Annotated in this window: 15 protein-coding genes; 3 read left to right on the top strand and 12 right to left on the bottom strand. The window is 61.8% G+C overall.

The window, feature by feature from the left end; genetic code table 11:
* The 5 genes from AC3RCP_RS01645 to AC3RCP_RS01625 form a co-directional block, all read right to left on the bottom strand.
* Entirely contained in the window at positions 1 to 1,230 is a 1,230-nt protein-coding gene (locus AC3RCP_RS01645; protein WP_492570487.1) for a nucleoside recognition domain-containing protein, read from the bottom strand.
* 99 nt (positions 1,231 to 1,329) lie between these two features.
* Positions 1,330 to 2,661, bottom strand: coding sequence for a glutamate/aspartate:proton symporter GltP (gene gltP / locus AC3RCP_RS01640; RefSeq protein WP_007924276.1), 1,332 nt, complete (start codon positions 2,659 to 2,661; stop codon positions 1,330 to 1,332).
* Positions 2,662 to 3,399: 738 nt separating this feature from the next.
* A complete protein-coding gene (locus tag AC3RCP_RS01635) occupies positions 3,400 to 3,864 on the bottom strand; it encodes an inhibitor of vertebrate lysozyme family protein (RefSeq protein ID WP_007924277.1) in 465 nt (154 codons plus the stop codon).
* 2 nt (positions 3,865 to 3,866) lie between these two features.
* On the bottom strand, positions 3,867 to 4,031 hold the full coding sequence (locus tag AC3RCP_RS01630; RefSeq protein WP_003177151.1) for a DUF1328 domain-containing protein: 165 nt from the start codon (positions 4,029 to 4,031) through the stop codon (positions 3,867 to 3,869).
* Positions 4,032 to 4,102: 71 nt separating this feature from the next.
* A complete protein-coding gene (locus AC3RCP_RS01625) occupies positions 4,103 to 4,390 on the bottom strand; it encodes a hypothetical protein (protein WP_009041537.1) in 288 nt (95 codons plus the stop codon).
* Between the two features lie 449 nt (positions 4,391 to 4,839).
* Here AC3RCP_RS01625 and algB point away from each other — a divergent pair, with 449 nt between their 5' ends.
* Together algB and AC3RCP_RS01615 are read left to right on the top strand one after the other, a co-directional pair.
* Positions 4,840 to 6,186, top strand: a complete 1,347-nt coding sequence (gene algB, locus AC3RCP_RS01620; protein WP_007924280.1) for a sigma-54-dependent response regulator transcription factor AlgB — start codon at positions 4,840 to 4,842, stop codon at positions 6,184 to 6,186.
* A gap of 10 nt (positions 6,187 to 6,196) precedes the next feature.
* Positions 6,197 to 7,984 carry a KinB sensor domain-containing domain gene (locus tag AC3RCP_RS01615; protein WP_007924282.1) on the top strand — a complete coding sequence of 596 codons (1,788 nt, stop codon included), beginning with the start codon at positions 6,197 to 6,199 and terminating at the stop codon, positions 7,982 to 7,984.
* A 3-nt stretch (positions 7,985 to 7,987) separates the two neighbouring features.
* Here the strand turns inward: AC3RCP_RS01615 and AC3RCP_RS01610 are convergent, their stop codons facing one another.
* The 7 genes from AC3RCP_RS01610 to AC3RCP_RS01580 all read right to left on the bottom strand — a co-directional run bounded on the left by AC3RCP_RS01610 (position 7,988) and on the right by AC3RCP_RS01580 (position 15,373).
* A complete protein-coding gene (locus AC3RCP_RS01610; RefSeq protein WP_007924284.1) occupies positions 7,988 to 9,610 on the bottom strand; it encodes an EAL domain-containing protein in 1,623 nt (540 codons plus the stop codon).
* Between the two features lie 72 nt (positions 9,611 to 9,682).
* The gene (locus tag AC3RCP_RS01605) at positions 9,683 to 10,462 is read right to left on the bottom strand and encodes an N-acetylmuramoyl-L-alanine amidase (protein WP_007924286.1); all 780 of its coding nucleotides are present in this window, start codon (positions 10,460 to 10,462) and stop codon (positions 9,683 to 9,685) included.
* Between the two features lie 105 nt (positions 10,463 to 10,567).
* Positions 10,568 to 12,718, bottom strand: a complete 2,151-nt coding sequence (locus AC3RCP_RS01600) for a GGDEF domain-containing protein (protein WP_492570488.1) — start codon at positions 12,716 to 12,718, stop codon at positions 10,568 to 10,570.
* Positions 12,715 to 13,593 carry an endonuclease/exonuclease/phosphatase family protein gene (locus tag AC3RCP_RS01595; RefSeq protein ID WP_101336398.1) on the bottom strand — a complete coding sequence of 293 codons (879 nt, stop codon included), beginning with the start codon at positions 13,591 to 13,593 and terminating at the stop codon, positions 12,715 to 12,717. Before AC3RCP_RS01595 ends, AC3RCP_RS01600 begins: the two co-directional genes overlap by 4 nt.
* Positions 13,594 to 13,606: 13 nt before the next feature.
* Positions 13,607 to 14,236 carry a thiol:disulfide interchange protein DsbA/DsbL gene (locus AC3RCP_RS01590; RefSeq protein ID WP_009041530.1) on the bottom strand — a complete coding sequence of 210 codons (630 nt, stop codon included), beginning with the start codon at positions 14,234 to 14,236 and terminating at the stop codon, positions 13,607 to 13,609.
* A gap of 195 nt (positions 14,237 to 14,431) precedes the next feature.
* Positions 14,432 to 15,037 carry a c-type cytochrome gene (locus tag AC3RCP_RS01585; RefSeq protein ID WP_009041529.1) on the bottom strand — a complete coding sequence of 202 codons (606 nt, stop codon included), beginning with the start codon at positions 15,035 to 15,037 and terminating at the stop codon, positions 14,432 to 14,434.
* A 45-nt stretch (positions 15,038 to 15,082) separates the two neighbouring features.
* Positions 15,083 to 15,373 (bottom strand): c-type cytochrome, encoded by a 291-nt coding sequence (locus AC3RCP_RS01580; RefSeq protein ID WP_009041528.1) that lies wholly within the window; start codon positions 15,371 to 15,373, stop codon positions 15,083 to 15,085.
* 191 nt (positions 15,374 to 15,564) lie between these two features.
* Between AC3RCP_RS01580 and yihA the strand changes: the two genes are divergently transcribed.
* The gene (gene yihA / locus AC3RCP_RS01575; protein WP_007924293.1) at positions 15,565 to 16,206 is read left to right on the top strand and encodes a ribosome biogenesis GTP-binding protein YihA/YsxC; all 642 of its coding nucleotides are present in this window, start codon (positions 15,565 to 15,567) and stop codon (positions 16,204 to 16,206) included.
* Positions 16,207 to 16,513 lie beyond the last annotated feature (307 nt).

Here is a 16,513-nt window from a genome sequence, read left to right as displayed (position 1 = left end):
TTAACCGAAGAACCAGTAGCACACCGCAATCGCCGCCACCACGCCGGCCAGCTCGGCCAGCAGGGCGCAGCCGACGGCATGGCGCGCCCGCTGGATGCCGACCGAGCCGAAGTACACCGCCAGCACATAGAAAGTGGTCTCGGTACTGCCCTGGATCGTCGCCGCGGCCAACGCCGGGAAACTGTCCACACCCTGGGTCTGCATGGTTTCGATCAACATGGCCCGTGCGGCGCTGCCAGAGAAGGGTTTGACCAGGGCCGTCGGCAGGGCATCGACGAAGCGTGTGTCCCAGCCAGCCCATTCCACCAGATACCGGATGCCGTCCAGGCCGAAGTCCAGGGCGCCGGAGGCGCGCAGCACGCCCACCGCGCAGAGCATGGCCACCAGATACGGCAGCAGGTTCTTGGCGACGTCGAAACCTTCCTTGGCGCCCTCGACGAAGGCCTCGTAGACCTTGACCTTGCGCAGCGCGCCAATCACCAGGAACAACATGATCAGGCCGAACAGGGTCAGGTTGCCCAGGATCGACGACAGCGACGCCAGCGCGGTGGCCGACAGCGTGGCGAGCAAGGCCATGAAGCCACCCAGGACCAGGGCACCCGGGATCAGGTAGGCCAGTACCACCGGGTCCCACAGGCGCAGGCGCTGCATCACCGCGACCGACAGCAGGCCGACCAGGGTCGAGGCGCTGGTGGCCAGCAGGATCGGCAGGAACACCAGGGTCGGGTCGGCGGCGCCTTGCTGGGCGCGGTACATGAAGATGGTCACCGGCAGCAGGGTCAGGGACGAGGCGTTCAGCACCAGGAACAGGATCTGCGCGTTGCTCGCCGTGGTCGCGCTGGGGTTGAGGTCCTGCAAGGCGCGCATGGCCTTGAGGCCGATCGGCGTGGCGGCGTTGTCCAGCCCCAGGCCATTGGCCGCGAAGTTCAGGGTGATCAGGCCGATGGCCGGGTGGCCGGGCGGCACTTCCGGCATCAGGCGGCTGAACAACGGGCCCAGGGCCTTGGCCAGCCAGTCGACGATCCCGGCCTTTTCGGCGATCCGCAAAAAGCCCAGCCACAAGGTCAGGGTGCCGAACAGCAGCACCATCACTTCCACCGACAGCTTGGCCATGGCGAAGATGCTTTCCACCATCGCCGCGAAGATCCCGGCGTTACCGCCGACCAGCCACTGCGCCAGCGCTGAAACGGCCGCCACGATGAAGAAGCCAAGCCACAGGCCATTGAGCATCAGTTATTCCCCCAGAAGATGCGGCGAATGATAGCGGTGCGGACAGAAACGACAAACCCCGGATTGACCGGGGTTTGTCGATGATGACGGCTACAGCTGTCAGCCTTTGGTGACTTCACCGGCCGGCAGCGGCTCCTTGCTGCGCCAGTGCGGCAGGGAATTCCAGTAGCGCTGGCCCTTGGCGTCGTCGTACATGCCTTCCCAACGCGCGATGACCAGGACCGCCAGGGCGTTGCCGATCACGTTCAGCGCGGTACGGGCCATGTCCATGATGCGGTCGACACCGGCGATGAAGGCCAGGCCTTCCAGCGGAATGCCCACGCTGCCCAGGGTCGCCAGCAGCACCACGAAGGACACGCCCGGCACGCCGGCGATGCCTTTGGAGGTGACCATCAGGGTCAGGACCAGCAGCAGTTGCTGGCTGATCGACAGGTCGATGCCGTACAGCTGGGCGATGAAGATCGCCGCGATGCTCTGGTACAGGGTCGAACCGTCGAGGTTGAACGAGTAACCGGTCGGTACCACGAAGCTGCAGATGGCTTTCGGCGCACCGTAGGCTTCCATCTTCTCGATCACCCGCGGCAGCACGGTTTCCGAACTGGCGGTGGAGTAGGCCAGCACCAGCTCATCCTTGAAGATGCGCATCAGCTTGATCACCGAGAAGCCGAACAGGCGAGCGATCAGGCCCAGAACCACGAAGGCGAAGAAGGCGATGGCCACATAAACCAGGATCACCAGCTTGGCCAGCGGCAGCAGGGAGGCGAAACCGAAGTTGGCCACGGTCACCGCGATCAGGGCGAATACGCCGATCGGGGCGTAGTTCATGATCATGTGGGTGACTTTGAACATGCTTTCCGAGACGCCCTGGAACATCTTCACCAGCGGCTCGCGCAGGTCGGCCTGCAGGCTCGACAGACCGAGGCCGAACAGCACCGAGAAGAAGATGATCGGCAGCATCTCGCCGCGGGCCATGGCCGCGAAGATGTTCGATGGGATCAGGTTGAGGATGGTTTCGATGAACGCGTGTTCATGCTGTACCTCGGCGGCGGTCGCCTGGTACTTGGAAATATCCACGGTACCCAGGGTGCTCATGTCGATGCCGGCGCCCGGGTGGAACACGTTGGCCAGCACCAGGCCGACCAGGATCGCGATGGTGGTGACGATTTCGAAGTAGATGATGGTCTTCAGGCCGATACGCCCGAGTTTCTTCGCGTCGCCCACGCCGGCGATACCGACGATCAGCGAGGAGATCACGATCGGGATCACGATCATCTTGATCAAGCGGATAAAGATATCGCCCGCAGGTTGCAGGACGTTGCTGATCCACCAGGCTTTTTCGGCACTGAAATGGTTGAGCAGCGCACCAATTGCAATCCCCAGCACCAGACCGATGAGGATCTGCCAGGCGAGGCTTAGTTTTGCCTTCTTCATATCATTACCCTTACTTCAGTTGGACTCGGGCTGATGCGCGAACTGGAACGCTCAATGGCGGAAAAGTCTGTGCATCGGCCCCCGTATAAGGTCACCCCGAGCGAGCATTTACGGCTCTCTGCAGGCGAAAAAAGGCGCAACTATTCCGACGCAAGGGGGGCGCGTCTAATGCCGTAAACGCCTACCCTATGCCGAATCGGCATGAGTTTTTCTAAACGAAACGGGCGTCCCAACCGGTTCGAATGCGACATTTCTGCCTGACCATCTGCCGTGAAACGGCCATTTCAGGCGGCATTCAGCGTTTTTGAGTGGGTTCGAAATGACCTTCGAAAGAAGGGAAAGTTCTTACGTTAGAACCAGAAATCTCATCTGGAAAAAGCCAAAAGTTTCTCGATGTACGGTCGCAAGGAAACACCGTGAAACGGTTAGGCCACATATCTGGGAATGGTTGCCGCGTCCCCCGCCTGAAAAAGCAGGCCACCGCTCTGCCACAAAGGTTTGTGGCATTCAAACACGACGCAAGTCGTCAAGCCTGAGCGGCTGGCGAACTTGCGCCGCAGTTTTTCCTGACCCGGCCCTCGCGGAGGCACTCCCTGTACCCCTAGGTCACTCCGATCCGGTTGCGATCAGAACGTCCCGGCCCCCTGGTCATGCGCGGCCCCTCCTCGGGGCGGTGCAACAGAAAGCAAGGCCCGGGTGGGCGCTTGCTTTCCATGGTCGAACCTTCGAACAGTCAACTCAGTACCAGTTCGGGTCCTTTTTCAGCTGTTCCTTGAGCAAGCCCTGCATGCCAGCGTCCGGCTTGCCGAGAAAGCGGTATTCGGCATGGCGGGTCGGCGACTTGTCCGCGGGCAGGCCCGCCGGCACTTCGACCAACATGGCGTAGGCGTCTTTCTTGTCGAAACTGAACGCCACGATCAGGCGCTGGTTGCGACAGGTATCGCGGGTTTCGCAAAGCGGACCGACCAGGTACTTGTCGCCGTCTTCTTCCACCGCATTCATCTGCTGCGCGTCACCGGACAGGTTCATCACCCATTCCGGCAGGCGTTCTTCCTTTTCGACGACTTCCTGCCAGGTTTCACGGTATTGCGGGTCACTGTTCAACAACTCGTTGACCCGGGTCTGACCGTCGTTGGCCGCCATCGCCGTGGCCGCGCCGCCCAGCAACAGGGCGGCGGCCAATGTTTTCAAAGAAACGCTCATGTTCAACCTCGACCACGACGGCCAAAGAAGAAGGAAGCGATGAACATCACCAGGAAAACGACAAAGAGAATCTTGGCGATACCCGTGGCGGTGCCCGCGATACCACCAAAGCCCAGTACCGCGGCGATGATGGCAATGATCAGGAATGTGATTGCCCAGCTCAACATGGTCATTCTCCTTACGCTTCTATTTAGAGGTACTGCCTAGCCGGCCCGCCGTTGCGCACCGACTGTCCTGCCTAGAACACCCAGCGCTCCTGATAAGCCGTGTCGGTGGCAGGCTGAGCCTGGTCGACGTCCATCAGAAGCATCGGGGCGGAATCGGCAAACCGAGTGCTGACTGCACTGAAGTGGGTTTGAGTGGGATGAGAAACCGGCAACCTCACAGCTTCTTGCTGCTGGCTTTGCTCCCAGCGTGAAAACTGCTGACCGCCAATCAAGGTCACCAGCAATGCCAGGCTGGCGAACAATCCCTGCTGCAGATGCAGGGACGAAACAGACAATGGGGCGAGACGTTGGCGTTTCATCCGGAAGCTCCTCCCATGGGGGTCATTGTTCTCAACGCTTGTTGCTGTGCCTGCGGCTTGTTCAACCGAGCCTGATCAGGTTGTTGCAGCCTGCATGCCAGCTTTCACGATTAGAACAAACTTAATAAAAACAATGACTTGCAATCATATTGAGAGGTTTGCCATACGCCATCCTGCACGATGCCGCCCTGGATACCGTGCGAATTGCACGATCGGCCCGGTACTTGAGGAAAAAAGCGCAGTTGAAAATGCATGGAGTACAGTGGCGAAATCGGGAAAGGACTGCGGGCAAGACCTGAAATCAATAAAAAACCTATTGTTTTCAATCTATTAGCAATAGACCCCGGAGATAACTAATCTGCACGCTTGGAAATCGATCAGAATTAACCATGCAACTTGCCCGATTTTTCCGGGACTAAATAAGATCACTCACTTCAGGAGCCTCGGACATGGAATCAGCACCGGAAAATCAAGGCCGCATTCTTCTGGTAGATGATGAGTCCGCGATCCTTCGTACCTTCCGTTACTGCCTGGAAGACGAGGGCTACACCGTCGCCACGGCCAATAGCGCCGCTCAGGCCGATGCCTTGCTGCAACGCCAGGTGTTCGACCTGTGTTTCCTCGACCTGCGCCTGGGCGAGGACAACGGCCTGGACGTACTGGCCCAGATGCGCATCCAGGCCCCCTGGATGCGGGTGGTCATCGTCACCGCCCATTCGGCCGTCGATACCGCGGTGGACGCCATCCAGGCCGGTGCCGCCGACTATCTGGTCAAGCCCTGCAGCCCCGATCAACTGCGCCTGGCGACCGCCAAGCAGCTGGAAGTCCGCCAGCTCTCGGCACGCCTGGAGGCCCTCGAAGGCGAAGTGCGCAAACCCAAGGACGGCCTGGACTCGCACAGTCCGGCGATGAAAGTGGTGCTGGAAACCGCCCGCCAGGTCGCCGGTACCGACGCCAACATCCTGATCCTCGGCGAGTCCGGCACCGGCAAGGGCGAGCTGGCCCGGGCCATTCATGGCTGGAGCAAGCGCGCCAGGAAATCCTGCGTCACCATCAACTGCCCGTCGCTGAACGCCGAGCTGATGGAGAGCGAGCTGTTCGGTCACAGCCGCGGGGCCTTTACCGGCGCCAGCGAAAGCACCCTTGGCCGGGTCAACCAGGCTGACGGCGGCACGCTGTTCCTCGACGAGATCGGCGACTTCCCGCTGACCCTGCAACCCAAGTTGCTGCGGTTCATCCAGGACAAGGAATACGAGCGGGTCGGCGACCCGGTGACCCGCCGCGCCGACGTGCGCATCCTCGCCGCGACCAACCTCAACCTCGAGGACATGGTGCGCGACGGACGCTTCCGTGAAGACCTGCTGTACCGCCTGAACGTGATCACCCTGCACCTGCCGCCGCTGCGCGAACGCAGCGAAGACATCCTGACCCTGGCCGACCGTTTCCTGGCGCGCTTCGTCAAGGAATACGCCCGTCCCGCCCGTGGCTTCAGCGACGAGGCCCGCGAAGCGCTGCTCAACTACCGCTGGCCGGGCAATATCCGCGAGCTGCGCAACGTGGTGGAACGCGCCAGCATCATCTGTCCCCAGGAAAAGGTGGAGATCAGCCACCTGGGCATGGCCGAGCAACCGACCAACAACACCCCGCGCATCGGCGCTGCCTTGAGCCTGGACGAGCTGGAGAAAGCCCATATCGGCGCCGTGCTGGCCACCAGCGATACCCTCGACCAGGCCGCCAAGACGCTCGGCATCGACGCCTCGACGCTGTACCGCAAACGCAAACAGTACAACCTGTGAGCCGCCCCTCATGAAGTTAGCGATGAAACTGCGCACGAGACTGTTTCTGAGCATCTCGGCGCTGATCACCGTGGCGCTGCTCGGCCTGCTGCTCGGGCTGGTCAGCGTGATGCAGATGGCCAAGACCCAGGAAGCGCTGATCCGCAACAACTTCATTACCCTGGACCTGGGGCTCAAGCTGCGACAGACCCTGGGCGACCAACTGCTCATCATGCTCAACCACAACCCTGACCGGACGGCGCTGGACGACTCCAGGCAGGAATACCTGGCCCTGCTCGAGCAGGGCATCGAGCATGAACGGCAAAACAATGTGCGTAACGGCTTCACCCAGGCACGCGACGACTACCAGCGTTTCTTCGAAGCCTTCGAGCGCGCCGACGGGAGCTCGGCAGGGGTCAATGGCAATACCGAACTGACCCACCGCTTCAATACCCTGCGCAATGGCTTGATCGGCGAGCACAAGCAGGCCCTGGACAACATCAATGACATCGAACACCAGGCCCGCAATCGCGCCTTGCTGATCGCCGGCCTGCTCGGTTTGGTCGGGCTGGCCGTGCTGATCATCGGCTTCATCACCGCCCACGGCATCGCCCGGCGCTTTGGCGGCCCCATCGAAGCGCTGGCCAAGGCCGCCGACAATATCGGCCAGGGCAACTTCGACGTGACCCTGCCCCTGTCTTCGGCTGCCGAGATGAACTTGCTGACCCGGCGCTTCGGAATCATGGCCCAAGCCCTGCGCGAGCATCAGGCCACCAATGTCGACGAACTGCTCGCCGGCCAGCAGCGCCTGCAATCGGTGCTCGACAGCATCGACGACGGTTTGCTGATGATCGACCGCCAGGGTCACCTGGAACACCTCAACCCGGTAGCCCAACGTCAGCTGGGCTGGGACGAGGAACGCCTCGGACAAGGGCTGGGCAGCGCCCTGCAGCGACCGGAACTGGACGAGCAGCTGCAACTGGTATTGCGCGGCGGCACCCTGGAACGGGCGCCGGAAGACCTCAGCGTCGAGGTCGATGGCGAATCGCGCCTGCTGACCTACAGCCTGACCCCGGTCAGCCATCCCCAGGGGCATATCCTCGGCGCGGTGATGGTGCTGCACGACGTCACCGAGCAACGAGCCTTCGAACGTGTGCGCAGCGAGTTCGTATTGCGTGCCTCCCATGAATTGCGCACCCCGGTCACCGGCATGCACATGGCGTTCGGCCTGTTGCAGGAACGCCTGCGCTTCCCAGAAGAGTCCCGCGAAGCCGACCTGCTGAACACCGTCAACGAAGAAATGCAGCGCCTGATGCAACTGATCAACGACCTGCTGAACTTCTCGCGTTATCAAAACGGCCTGCAGAAACTCACCCTGGCGCCTTGCACCCTGGAAGAGCTGCTGGAGCAGGCGCGCAACCGCTTCATCGGCGCAGCCACAGCGCAGGACATCGAGCTGCGGGTGGAGCTCCAGGCGCCGTTGCCGCGGTTGCACGCCGACCGCATGCAACTGGAGCGGGTGCTGGACAACCTGATCGACAATGCCCTGCGGCATACCGCCAAGGGTGGCTTGATCCGCTTGCAGGCCCGTAGGCATGGCGAGCGGGTCATCATCAGCGTCGAAGACAACGGCGAAGGCATCGCCTACGGGCAACAGGGGCGGATTTTCGAACCCTTCGTCCAGGTCGGACGCAAGAAAGGCGGGGCCGGCCTGGGTCTGGCGCTGTGCAAGGAAATCGTGCAACTGCACGGCGGGCGCATGGGCGTCTATTCACGGCCCGGGCAGGGAACCCAGTTCTATCTGGCCTTGCCCCTCTAGGGGCTAGGCCCCGTCATCCAGGCGCCGCGGCCCCAGGCGGCGCCCGCGGGTAATCAGGTCGATGAACTGCACCGCGCTCAGCGCATGGGCGAACAGCCAGCCCTGGCCAAAACGCACGCCCTCGCTGCTCAGCAGCAACGCCTGATCCTCGAACTCGATGCCCTCGGCAATCACCTTGAGCTGCAGGGCATGGGCCATGCGAATGATGTGCGGGGCGACGCCGCTGCTGGCGGCGTCATGCCCCAGGGCATCGATGAATGCCTTGTCGATCTTCAGGTAATCCACCGGCAGGGTCTGCAGGTACGCCAGGCTGCAATAACCCGTGCCGAAATCGTCGATCAGCACCTGATGGCCAACGTCCCGCAAGGCTTGCAGGTTATGCCGGGCGACCACCACATCGATCAGCCCGCGCTCGGTGACTTCGAAGGCGATCTGCCGCGCCGCCACCCGATGCAGCGCCAACAGGCGCGCCATCACTTTGCCGATCCGCGGCACCATGACATCGCAGGCCGCCAGGTTGACCGAGATGTACAGCTGCGGGTTGGCCCGCAACAGATGCCCCAATTGTTCGAGCAGGCGTTGCAGGACAAAATCGGTGATCGGGCGGATCTGCCCGGTATTCTCCGCCATGGGAATGAACAGGTCCGGGCTGGTCAGGGTGCCGTCCGGACGGCGCCAGCGCAGCAGGGCCTCGGCGCCGACACACTGGCGCGTGCGCAGATCGAAGATGGGTTGATACAGCACCTGCAGCTCACCGCGGCGCAGCGCCCCCTGCAATTCGGCGCCCAGGGATTGGCGCTGCCCGGCCAGCTGAAAGGCCAGGCCACCGATGAAGACCGCCAGCACCAGGCTGCTGGGCAGCAGCCACCACCACCCCTCGAAGATTTCTCGGCGCATGTTGGTGCGGGGGGTGACGAGCACCATCTGATACTCCGGATTGCTGGTGGGCATCCGGTAGATCAATTGGTCCTGGGTCACCAGCAACGGGCTGCGTCCCGTGGGCGGCCACGGTTCGGTCGGCGGCCACTCCAGCGCCGGCCCCAGCACCGGGATGGCCCGCGAGCCATGGTCGAGAACCACCATCAGGCTGCTGTTGGCAGGCAGGTCGACCATATCGGTCAGGTGCCCGCGAGACGTCGCCACGCGGAAGTTACCGCGCCCGAGCATCAGCGCCGCGCGGTTTTCATTGGGTTCGGTAGAAGTGTTCAGCCAGTAGCTGTAGGTCGGGCCGCGGATATCCGGCGGTCGCATCACGGCCAGGTTGTCCTGGAGCGGCCAGTTGGTGCAGGCCTGGGCTGAATCGATATAGGCCGCTTCATAAATGAAGCGGTAACTGAAGCTGATCTGCTGCAGGGTCACGACCATCTCGGGGCTGCATCCGCGCAGGGGCTGCGCCTCGAGTACGTCCAGGCCTTCACGCAACTGACCGAACAGTTGCTCCAGGCGTTCGAGAAAACGTTGGCCCTGGGCATTCATCTGCTCGCTTTCGCGCAGTTGCGCCTCGTGCATCGCAATGCCCAGGCTCGCCGCCAGCAGCAGGGCCGCACTCAACACAGCCGCACACATCGCCAACAGCCAGGGGCGATAGAACCAACTGCGTAGGGGTTCGCGAGCGGCCGGCATCATTGGATATCCGAGGGTTACCAATGAGTTATAGCTACTGATTGAGAAAAAACCCTGACCGTCGGGCGGGCGTCATTATTTTGTCTGGTTGAGCACCTGCAGGATCGCAGCGCTTTCTGCATCCGGCTGGCCGTCGAAACGCGACGGCCGGTAATGCATCTGGAACGCGGCCAGCACGTGACGGGTCGCCACATCCAGTTCGCCGGTCTGCGGCGTCTCATAACCCAGACGCGCCAGGCCTTGCTGGAACCAGGCGATGCTCGGCAACTGCGCGGCAAAGAACGCCTGCTGGCGCGCCACCGCCTGGGCGTTCGGCCACCGGCCCAACCCGGCTTCGGCCAGACGCTTCCAGGGGAACAGCGGGCCCGGGTCGAGCTTGCGCAGGGGAGCGATATCACTGTGGCCAATGATGTGCTGCGGCGCGATGTTGTTGCGCTTGCTAATGTCCTTGAGCAGCACGATCAGGCTCTGGACCTGCGCTTCGCTGTAGGGATACCAGACACGCCCGGTGGGCAGGTCGCGAAAGCCCGGGTTGACGATCTCGATCCCGATGGAGCTGGAGTTCAGCCAGGTACGGCCTTGCCACTGGCTCTCGCCGGCGTGCCAGGCGCGGTATTGCTCGTCCACCAGTTTGTAGATGGTCGCCGCCTTGTCGTCGCCGATCAGGTAGTGGCTGCTGACCTGGCCATGGGTCAGCAGTTGCAGGGAGCGCTCCATCGAGGCCGAGGTGTAATGCACCACCACGAATTGCACCCGCTCATCGAAGTTGACCGAAGGGTGGCTGGTATCGAAACGCGGACCGCTGGCGCAACCGGCCAGCAATAGAAGGGACAAAGCGAGGACAAGAACTTTCATGGCAGAAGGCAGTACGCTGGAGAAAATAATGCAACAGTGTAACGTACTGCCTTGGCAGAAAACCGGCGAACACACCGGTTTATACAAAATGGAACAAATTATGCGTCAGCCCAGTTCCACCCGGTTGCGCCCCGCCTCCTTGGCCCGATAGAGCGCCTGATCGGCTCTCTTGAGCACCAGGTCGCTGCGTTCTCCCGGTTTGAACGCACTCATGCCGATGGACATGGTGATGGTCACCCGCTCGCCCTTGAAGTGAAACGGACAGGCTTCGATGGCCGCCCGTAAGGTTTCCGCCAGGCGCGCCCCGACCGGCCAGGTGGTATCGGGTATCAGCAGGACGAACTCTTCACCGCCGAAACGGGCGATGAAATCGTTGCCGCGCAGGCGCTTGCGCAGCACGCCGGCGATGATCTTCAGCACCTTGTCGCCGGCCAGGTGACCGTAGTTGTCGTTGATCCGCTTGAAGTGGTCGAGGTCGAGCATCGCCAGCAACAAGGTGTTGCCGTGCTGCTGCCACTGCGCCACTTCATGCTCCAGACGCTCGCTCCAGGCCGCCCGATTGGGCAGGCCGGTGAGGGGATCGATCAGCGCTTTCTGCCGCTGTTCTTCCAGGTGCTCGCGGTAGCCCTGGGCTTCCTGCTCCATGCTCGACACCCGCTCGGCCAGGCTTTGCAGGCGCGCAGCCACTTCCTTTTCGCGTTCGTCACGCTGCTTCTGGTGATGGTCCATGGTGCCAAGCAGACCTTCCAGGTGGCTTTCCAGCACCTGCTTGAGATCGTCCAGATCCGCCGCTTCCTGAACGCTGCTTTGCAGGCCATCGACCTGCTCGCGAATCTGCGTGTCCATCTCCCGCGCCGCCGAACTGCTGTCGGCATGGCCCTCGCTGGCGGCCTGCAGGTTGCTCTGGAAGGATTCCAGGCGCTCGTTGAGTCGCTTGAGATACGCCTCGAACTCATGCTGGCCGCTGTCGGTGATCGCCAGCATCAATACCGCCAGATCGTCGAGGATCGGCAGCAATTCGTACCAGTTCAACCCATGTTGCAAGCGATCGCGCATGGACTCGGCTTGCGGCCGATGACGTTCTGGCAAGCTCAGGTCATCCAGAAGGCCGAGCAGGGTATGTTCGATGTGCTTGGCCACCGAACTGTAGGAGGGCTCCGGCGTGTCGGGCAGGGCATACAGCACATCCTGCTCGGCCTGCTGCGGGTCGATCGCCGCCAGCGCCTCGGCCATGGCCGCCGGCAACGGCAAGCGATCGAGCAGCACAGGCGCCGGGGCCGCCTCGGCGGGTGCGGCAACGATCAATTCATCCGGGTTGGAAAGAGCAACCGCAGCGTCGACAGTCGAAGGCTGCACGGCCGGCGGCACTTCAATGGGTTCAGGCGCGGCTGGCGACGGCGATTCCTGTGAATCCAGCATCGGCGGGGCCGGCTCGACGGCGATGGGTTTCTCCGACTCCAGCACCGGCGGTACAAAGGCTTCGACCTGGGCAGCCGTGGTTACCTCGGGCAGTGCTTGCGGTTGTGGCTCGGGCGGCTGGCTGACAGCAGCGAGCTCCTCGACTACAGGCGCAGGCACAGGGGCTTCGGACGGCCGTGCGGACGCGGCTTCGACACGAGGCGGGGGCGTTTCAACCGCAGCGCTTTCAGCCGTTGCCAGTGGCTGTACCGCAACCGGGCTCGCCACCACCGCAGGCATTTCGGCCGCGGACAGGGCAGGCGTTTCGTCAGCGTCACGGCCACCAAACAGACGCTGCAGCAAACCTGGGCGGGGCGGCTCCGCGGGGTTCTCCAGCTGGCTCAGCGCCTTGCCTTGCAGGCCGCTCAGCTCACCCAGCAACAGTGGAATTTCCCGGGCTTGGCCGACACGACCATCCAGTTGCTTGGCGAAGTTTTTCAGCGGACGACTCACCTCGCGAGGCAACGGCAGCTTCTGCAACTGGCTGACCAGCGAGGTCAGGGCCGTGCTCATTTGCTCGATGCGGGTCTCGCGGCGCTGCTCGGAGTCCAGCACGGCTTTTTCCAGGCGCGGCAACAGGGCCGCCAAGGCCGCGTCCATATCGTCGGTGCGCACCACCTCGCGCATTTCCTTCATGCACTGATCGACAGCGCGATCAGTACCTTCGGCCGCCAGCGTGCTGCGCACCAGGCCACGGCGAAGCAGGTCGAGGCGGGCATTCCAGCGTCGCTCGAGTTTTTCCTGTTGTTCGATACTTTTGAGGTACTTCTCTTTCCAGCGCTGGGCGTCGTCGCTCATTCATGGGTTCCGCGAGGGGCAGGACTCAGCGCGGGCAATGCATCGGCCGTGAGCGAACCCGGCAGACGAATCTCTACCGCGACCGGCAGGTGATCGGAAATCGGTTGGGCCAGGACTTCGACCCGCTCCAGCGTCAGGCTGGGGCTGAGCAAAATATGATCAAGACAGCGTTGCGGGCGCCAGCTGGGGAACGTCGCTTCCAATTGCGGCGCCAGCAGACCGAGGTCGCGCAACGGCGAATGCTCCAGCAGATCGCTGGCATGGGTATTCATGTCGCCCATCAGCACCTGATGCTTGTAGCCGCCGATCATCTCGCGGATATAGGCCAGTTGCCGGGTACGCGTGCGGGCGCCCAGGGCCAGGTGCATCATCACCACCACCAACGCCTCGGAACCATCGCCGAAGCGCACGAGGATCGCACCACGCCCCTTGGGGCCGGGCAGCGGATGATCTTCGATCGCCCAGGGACGCAGGCGGCTGAGCACGCCATTGCTGTGCTGGGCCAGGCGGCCAAGGTTGCGATTGAGCTGTTGGTACCAGTAGGGGAAGGCGCCGAGTTGGGCCAGGTGCTCGACCTGATTGACGTAGCCCGAGCGCAGACTGCCGCCATCGGCTTCCTGCAGGGCGACCAGATCGAAGTCGCCCAGCAGATCGCCGATCTTTTGCAGGTTGTCGGCGCGCCCGTTGTGCGGCAGCAGGTGCTGCCAGCCACGGGTCAGGTAATGCCGATAACGTTCGGTACTGATACCGACCTGGATATTGAAACTGAGCAGCCGCAGACGGCTGTCTGCCGGCAGGCCGGAGGACGCCACATGGTGCTCGTTGACCCGCGGATCATGCAGGCCAACGATGCGTTCCGTACCCCAACGTCGCATGGCAGGGACTCGCTTACTTGGCCGCCCGCTCTTTGGCGATCAGCTGGTCGGCGACGCTCAGGGCACCTTCAGGGCCACCGGCGGTGCCCAGGTCGAAGCGGTACTTGCCGTTGACGACCATGGTCGGTACGCCAGAGATCTGATAGGCCTGGGCCTTCTTCTTCGCGTCCTCGACCTTGCCTTTGACGGCGAACGAGTTGTAGGTGCTCAGGAATTTGTCCTTGTCGACACCTTCGCCAGCCAGGAACTCGGCCATTTCCTCTGGGGATGCGAGTTTCTTGCCGCCATGGATGGCTTCGAATACCGCTTTGTGGACCTTGTGCTCGACACCCATGGCTTCCAGGGTGATGAACAGTTGACCGTGAACGTTCCAGATACCGCCGAACATGGCAGGGATGCGCACGAAGTTGACGTCGGCCGGCAGTTTTTCAGCCCATGGGTTGATGGTCGGCTCGAAGGCGTAGCAGTGCGGACAGCCATACCAGAACAGCTCGACCACTTCGATCTTGCCAGGCACCGCAACCGGAACGGCGCTGCTCAGCTCTACATATTGTTTACCGGCTTCAAGGGGCTCGGCGGCTTGAGCAGTCATGCCAAACAGGCTGGCGGTGACGAGAGCGGCGCTGAGAATCAGATTACGCATGCTTTACTCCTGAACAAGTAAGGTCGCCTCACGCGGCCTGTTCGCAGACAGGTCATGGCAGGGCTTGAGTTCGCTAGTGTAGCGGCAGACGCCATAAAAAAGGGCGGCCTGAGCCACCCTTTATGCTTTCATCGACAGATTAATCGATCATTAACGTTGCGCAAGATAGACCCTTTCGCAACATGATCGCCGGCCTCAGTGCAGGCCCTGGATGTAGCTGGATACCGCTTCGATGTCCTTGTTGCTCAGCTTGGCGGCGATGCTGCGCATGATCATGGTGTCGCCGTCGTTGGTGCGGTTGCCTTCGCGGAAGTCGGTCAACTGCTTGGCTACGTACTGAGCATGCTGGCCACCCAGGTGCGGGAAGCCGGCAGCGGCGTTACCCGTGCCATTTGGCGAGTGGCAACCGGTGCAGGAAGGCATGCCTTGATCCAGCTTGCCGCCACGGAACAACTCTTCACCGCGAGCCACGACTTTCGGGTCTGCCGCGCCGACGCTGCCTTTCTGGCTGGCGAAGTAGGCGGAGAGGTCGGCCAGGTCCTGATCGCTCAGGTTGGTCAGCAGGCCGGTCATTTCCAACACCTGGCGCTTGCCGGACTTGATGTCGTGCAACTGCTTGTTCAGGTAACGCTCACCCTGACCCGCCAGCTTTGGAAAGTTAGGCGCCATGCTGTTCCCATCCGGACCATGGCAAGCACCACATACAGCGGCTTTCGCCTGACCGGCAGCAGCGTCGCCTGCAGCATGGGCGACACCTGTGATGCCCAAGGTCAACAGCAGACTCACGAGTAATTTGTTCATCAGCTAATCCAACTACGGCTAAGGGTTAAGAGTTATGGACCGGGATCACTCGCTCATCCAAAGGATGATGGCTCGGTAATCCTCGGCACTGCAGTCCATGCACAAACCACGCGGCGGCATCGCCTTGAAACCCTGGGTCACGTGTTGCACCAGCGTCTCCATACCTTGCGCCAGCCTCGGCGCCCAAGCTCCCTGGTCCCCCTTGCGGGGAGCCGTTGGTAGTTGGCCGGAATGACAAGCCCCACAAACACGGTTGTACACAGCTTCCGGATCCTGTGTAGCCTGAGCGCTGTAAAGCGGTATCAGGACGCCGGCAGCCAGCAGCCATTTCGTCATAAAACGACCTTTTCAGGGTTGAGAGCGTGCTGCGTTCTAATGCGCAATCAAGGTCTATCGCTCTCGTGAACTTCATCCTACGCTGGGACAAAGCGCACACAAAATCTGCGGCATTATATACTGGCGCTACTGAAACGGAAACGACACCGCTCGCCGCGTCCATTCTCGGCACCGCCCCTATCGGAAATCCCATGCAACTCAAAAATCCCATTCTTGGTCTGTGCCAACAGTCCACTTTCATGCTCAGCGCCGCCAAAGTCGATCAATGCCCCGACGACGAAGGCTTCGAAGTGGCCTTCGCCGGGCGTTCCAACGCTGGCAAATCCAGCGCCCTGAATACCCTGACCCATGCCAGCCTGGCACGCACCTCGAAAACTCCGGGCCGTACGCAGCTGTTGAACTTCTTCAAGCTAGACGACGATCGCCGTCTGGTCGACCTGCCGGGTTACGGTTACGCGAAAGTACCGATCCCGCTCAAGCAACACTGGCAGCGTCACCTGGAAGCCTACCTGGGCAGCCGCGAGAGTCTGAAAGGGTTGATTCTGATGATGGACATCCGCCATCCGATGACCGACTTCGACCTGCTGATGCTCGACTGGGCCGTCGCCAGCGGCATGCCGATGCACATCCTGCTGACCAAGGCCGACAAACTGACCTACGGCGCGGCCAAGAACACCCTGCTCAAGGTGCAGTCGCAAATCCGTAAGGGCTGGGGCGATAACGTCACCATCCAACTGTTTTCGGCACCAAAACGCATGGGCCTGGAAGAGGCCTACACTGTACTGGCGGGCTGGATGGAACTGGCGGACAAAGGCGCCGAAACCGAGGCCTGAAAGACATACGCAAAACTGCCTGTGGTGTGATCAGGCAAGGCAAAAACTGGCGGAAACGGCTGGGGTCGCATTCGACTTTAGGGGCCTAAATGAGCATTTCCCGCCAGTTTTTAACGCAGCATGATCGCGCCACAGGCAGTTTTTGGGCAAAAAAAACCCCGGACTTCGTATGGGGAGGGGAAGTTCGGGGTCCAAGTTCCGGACCGCTAGGGCGGGGTCCAGATATCTGCCAACACTTAACACAACATAGGAGCATCGAAGGGCTTCACCAGCCATTCAGTTACTCTGAGTGGGCTTTCACTGATTA

Source organism: Pseudomonas sp. GW822-FHT05A08, from assembly GCF_058800485.1.
The sequence above is the reverse complement of the archived record's forward strand: the minus strand, read 5'-3'. Positions and strand labels throughout refer to the sequence as shown.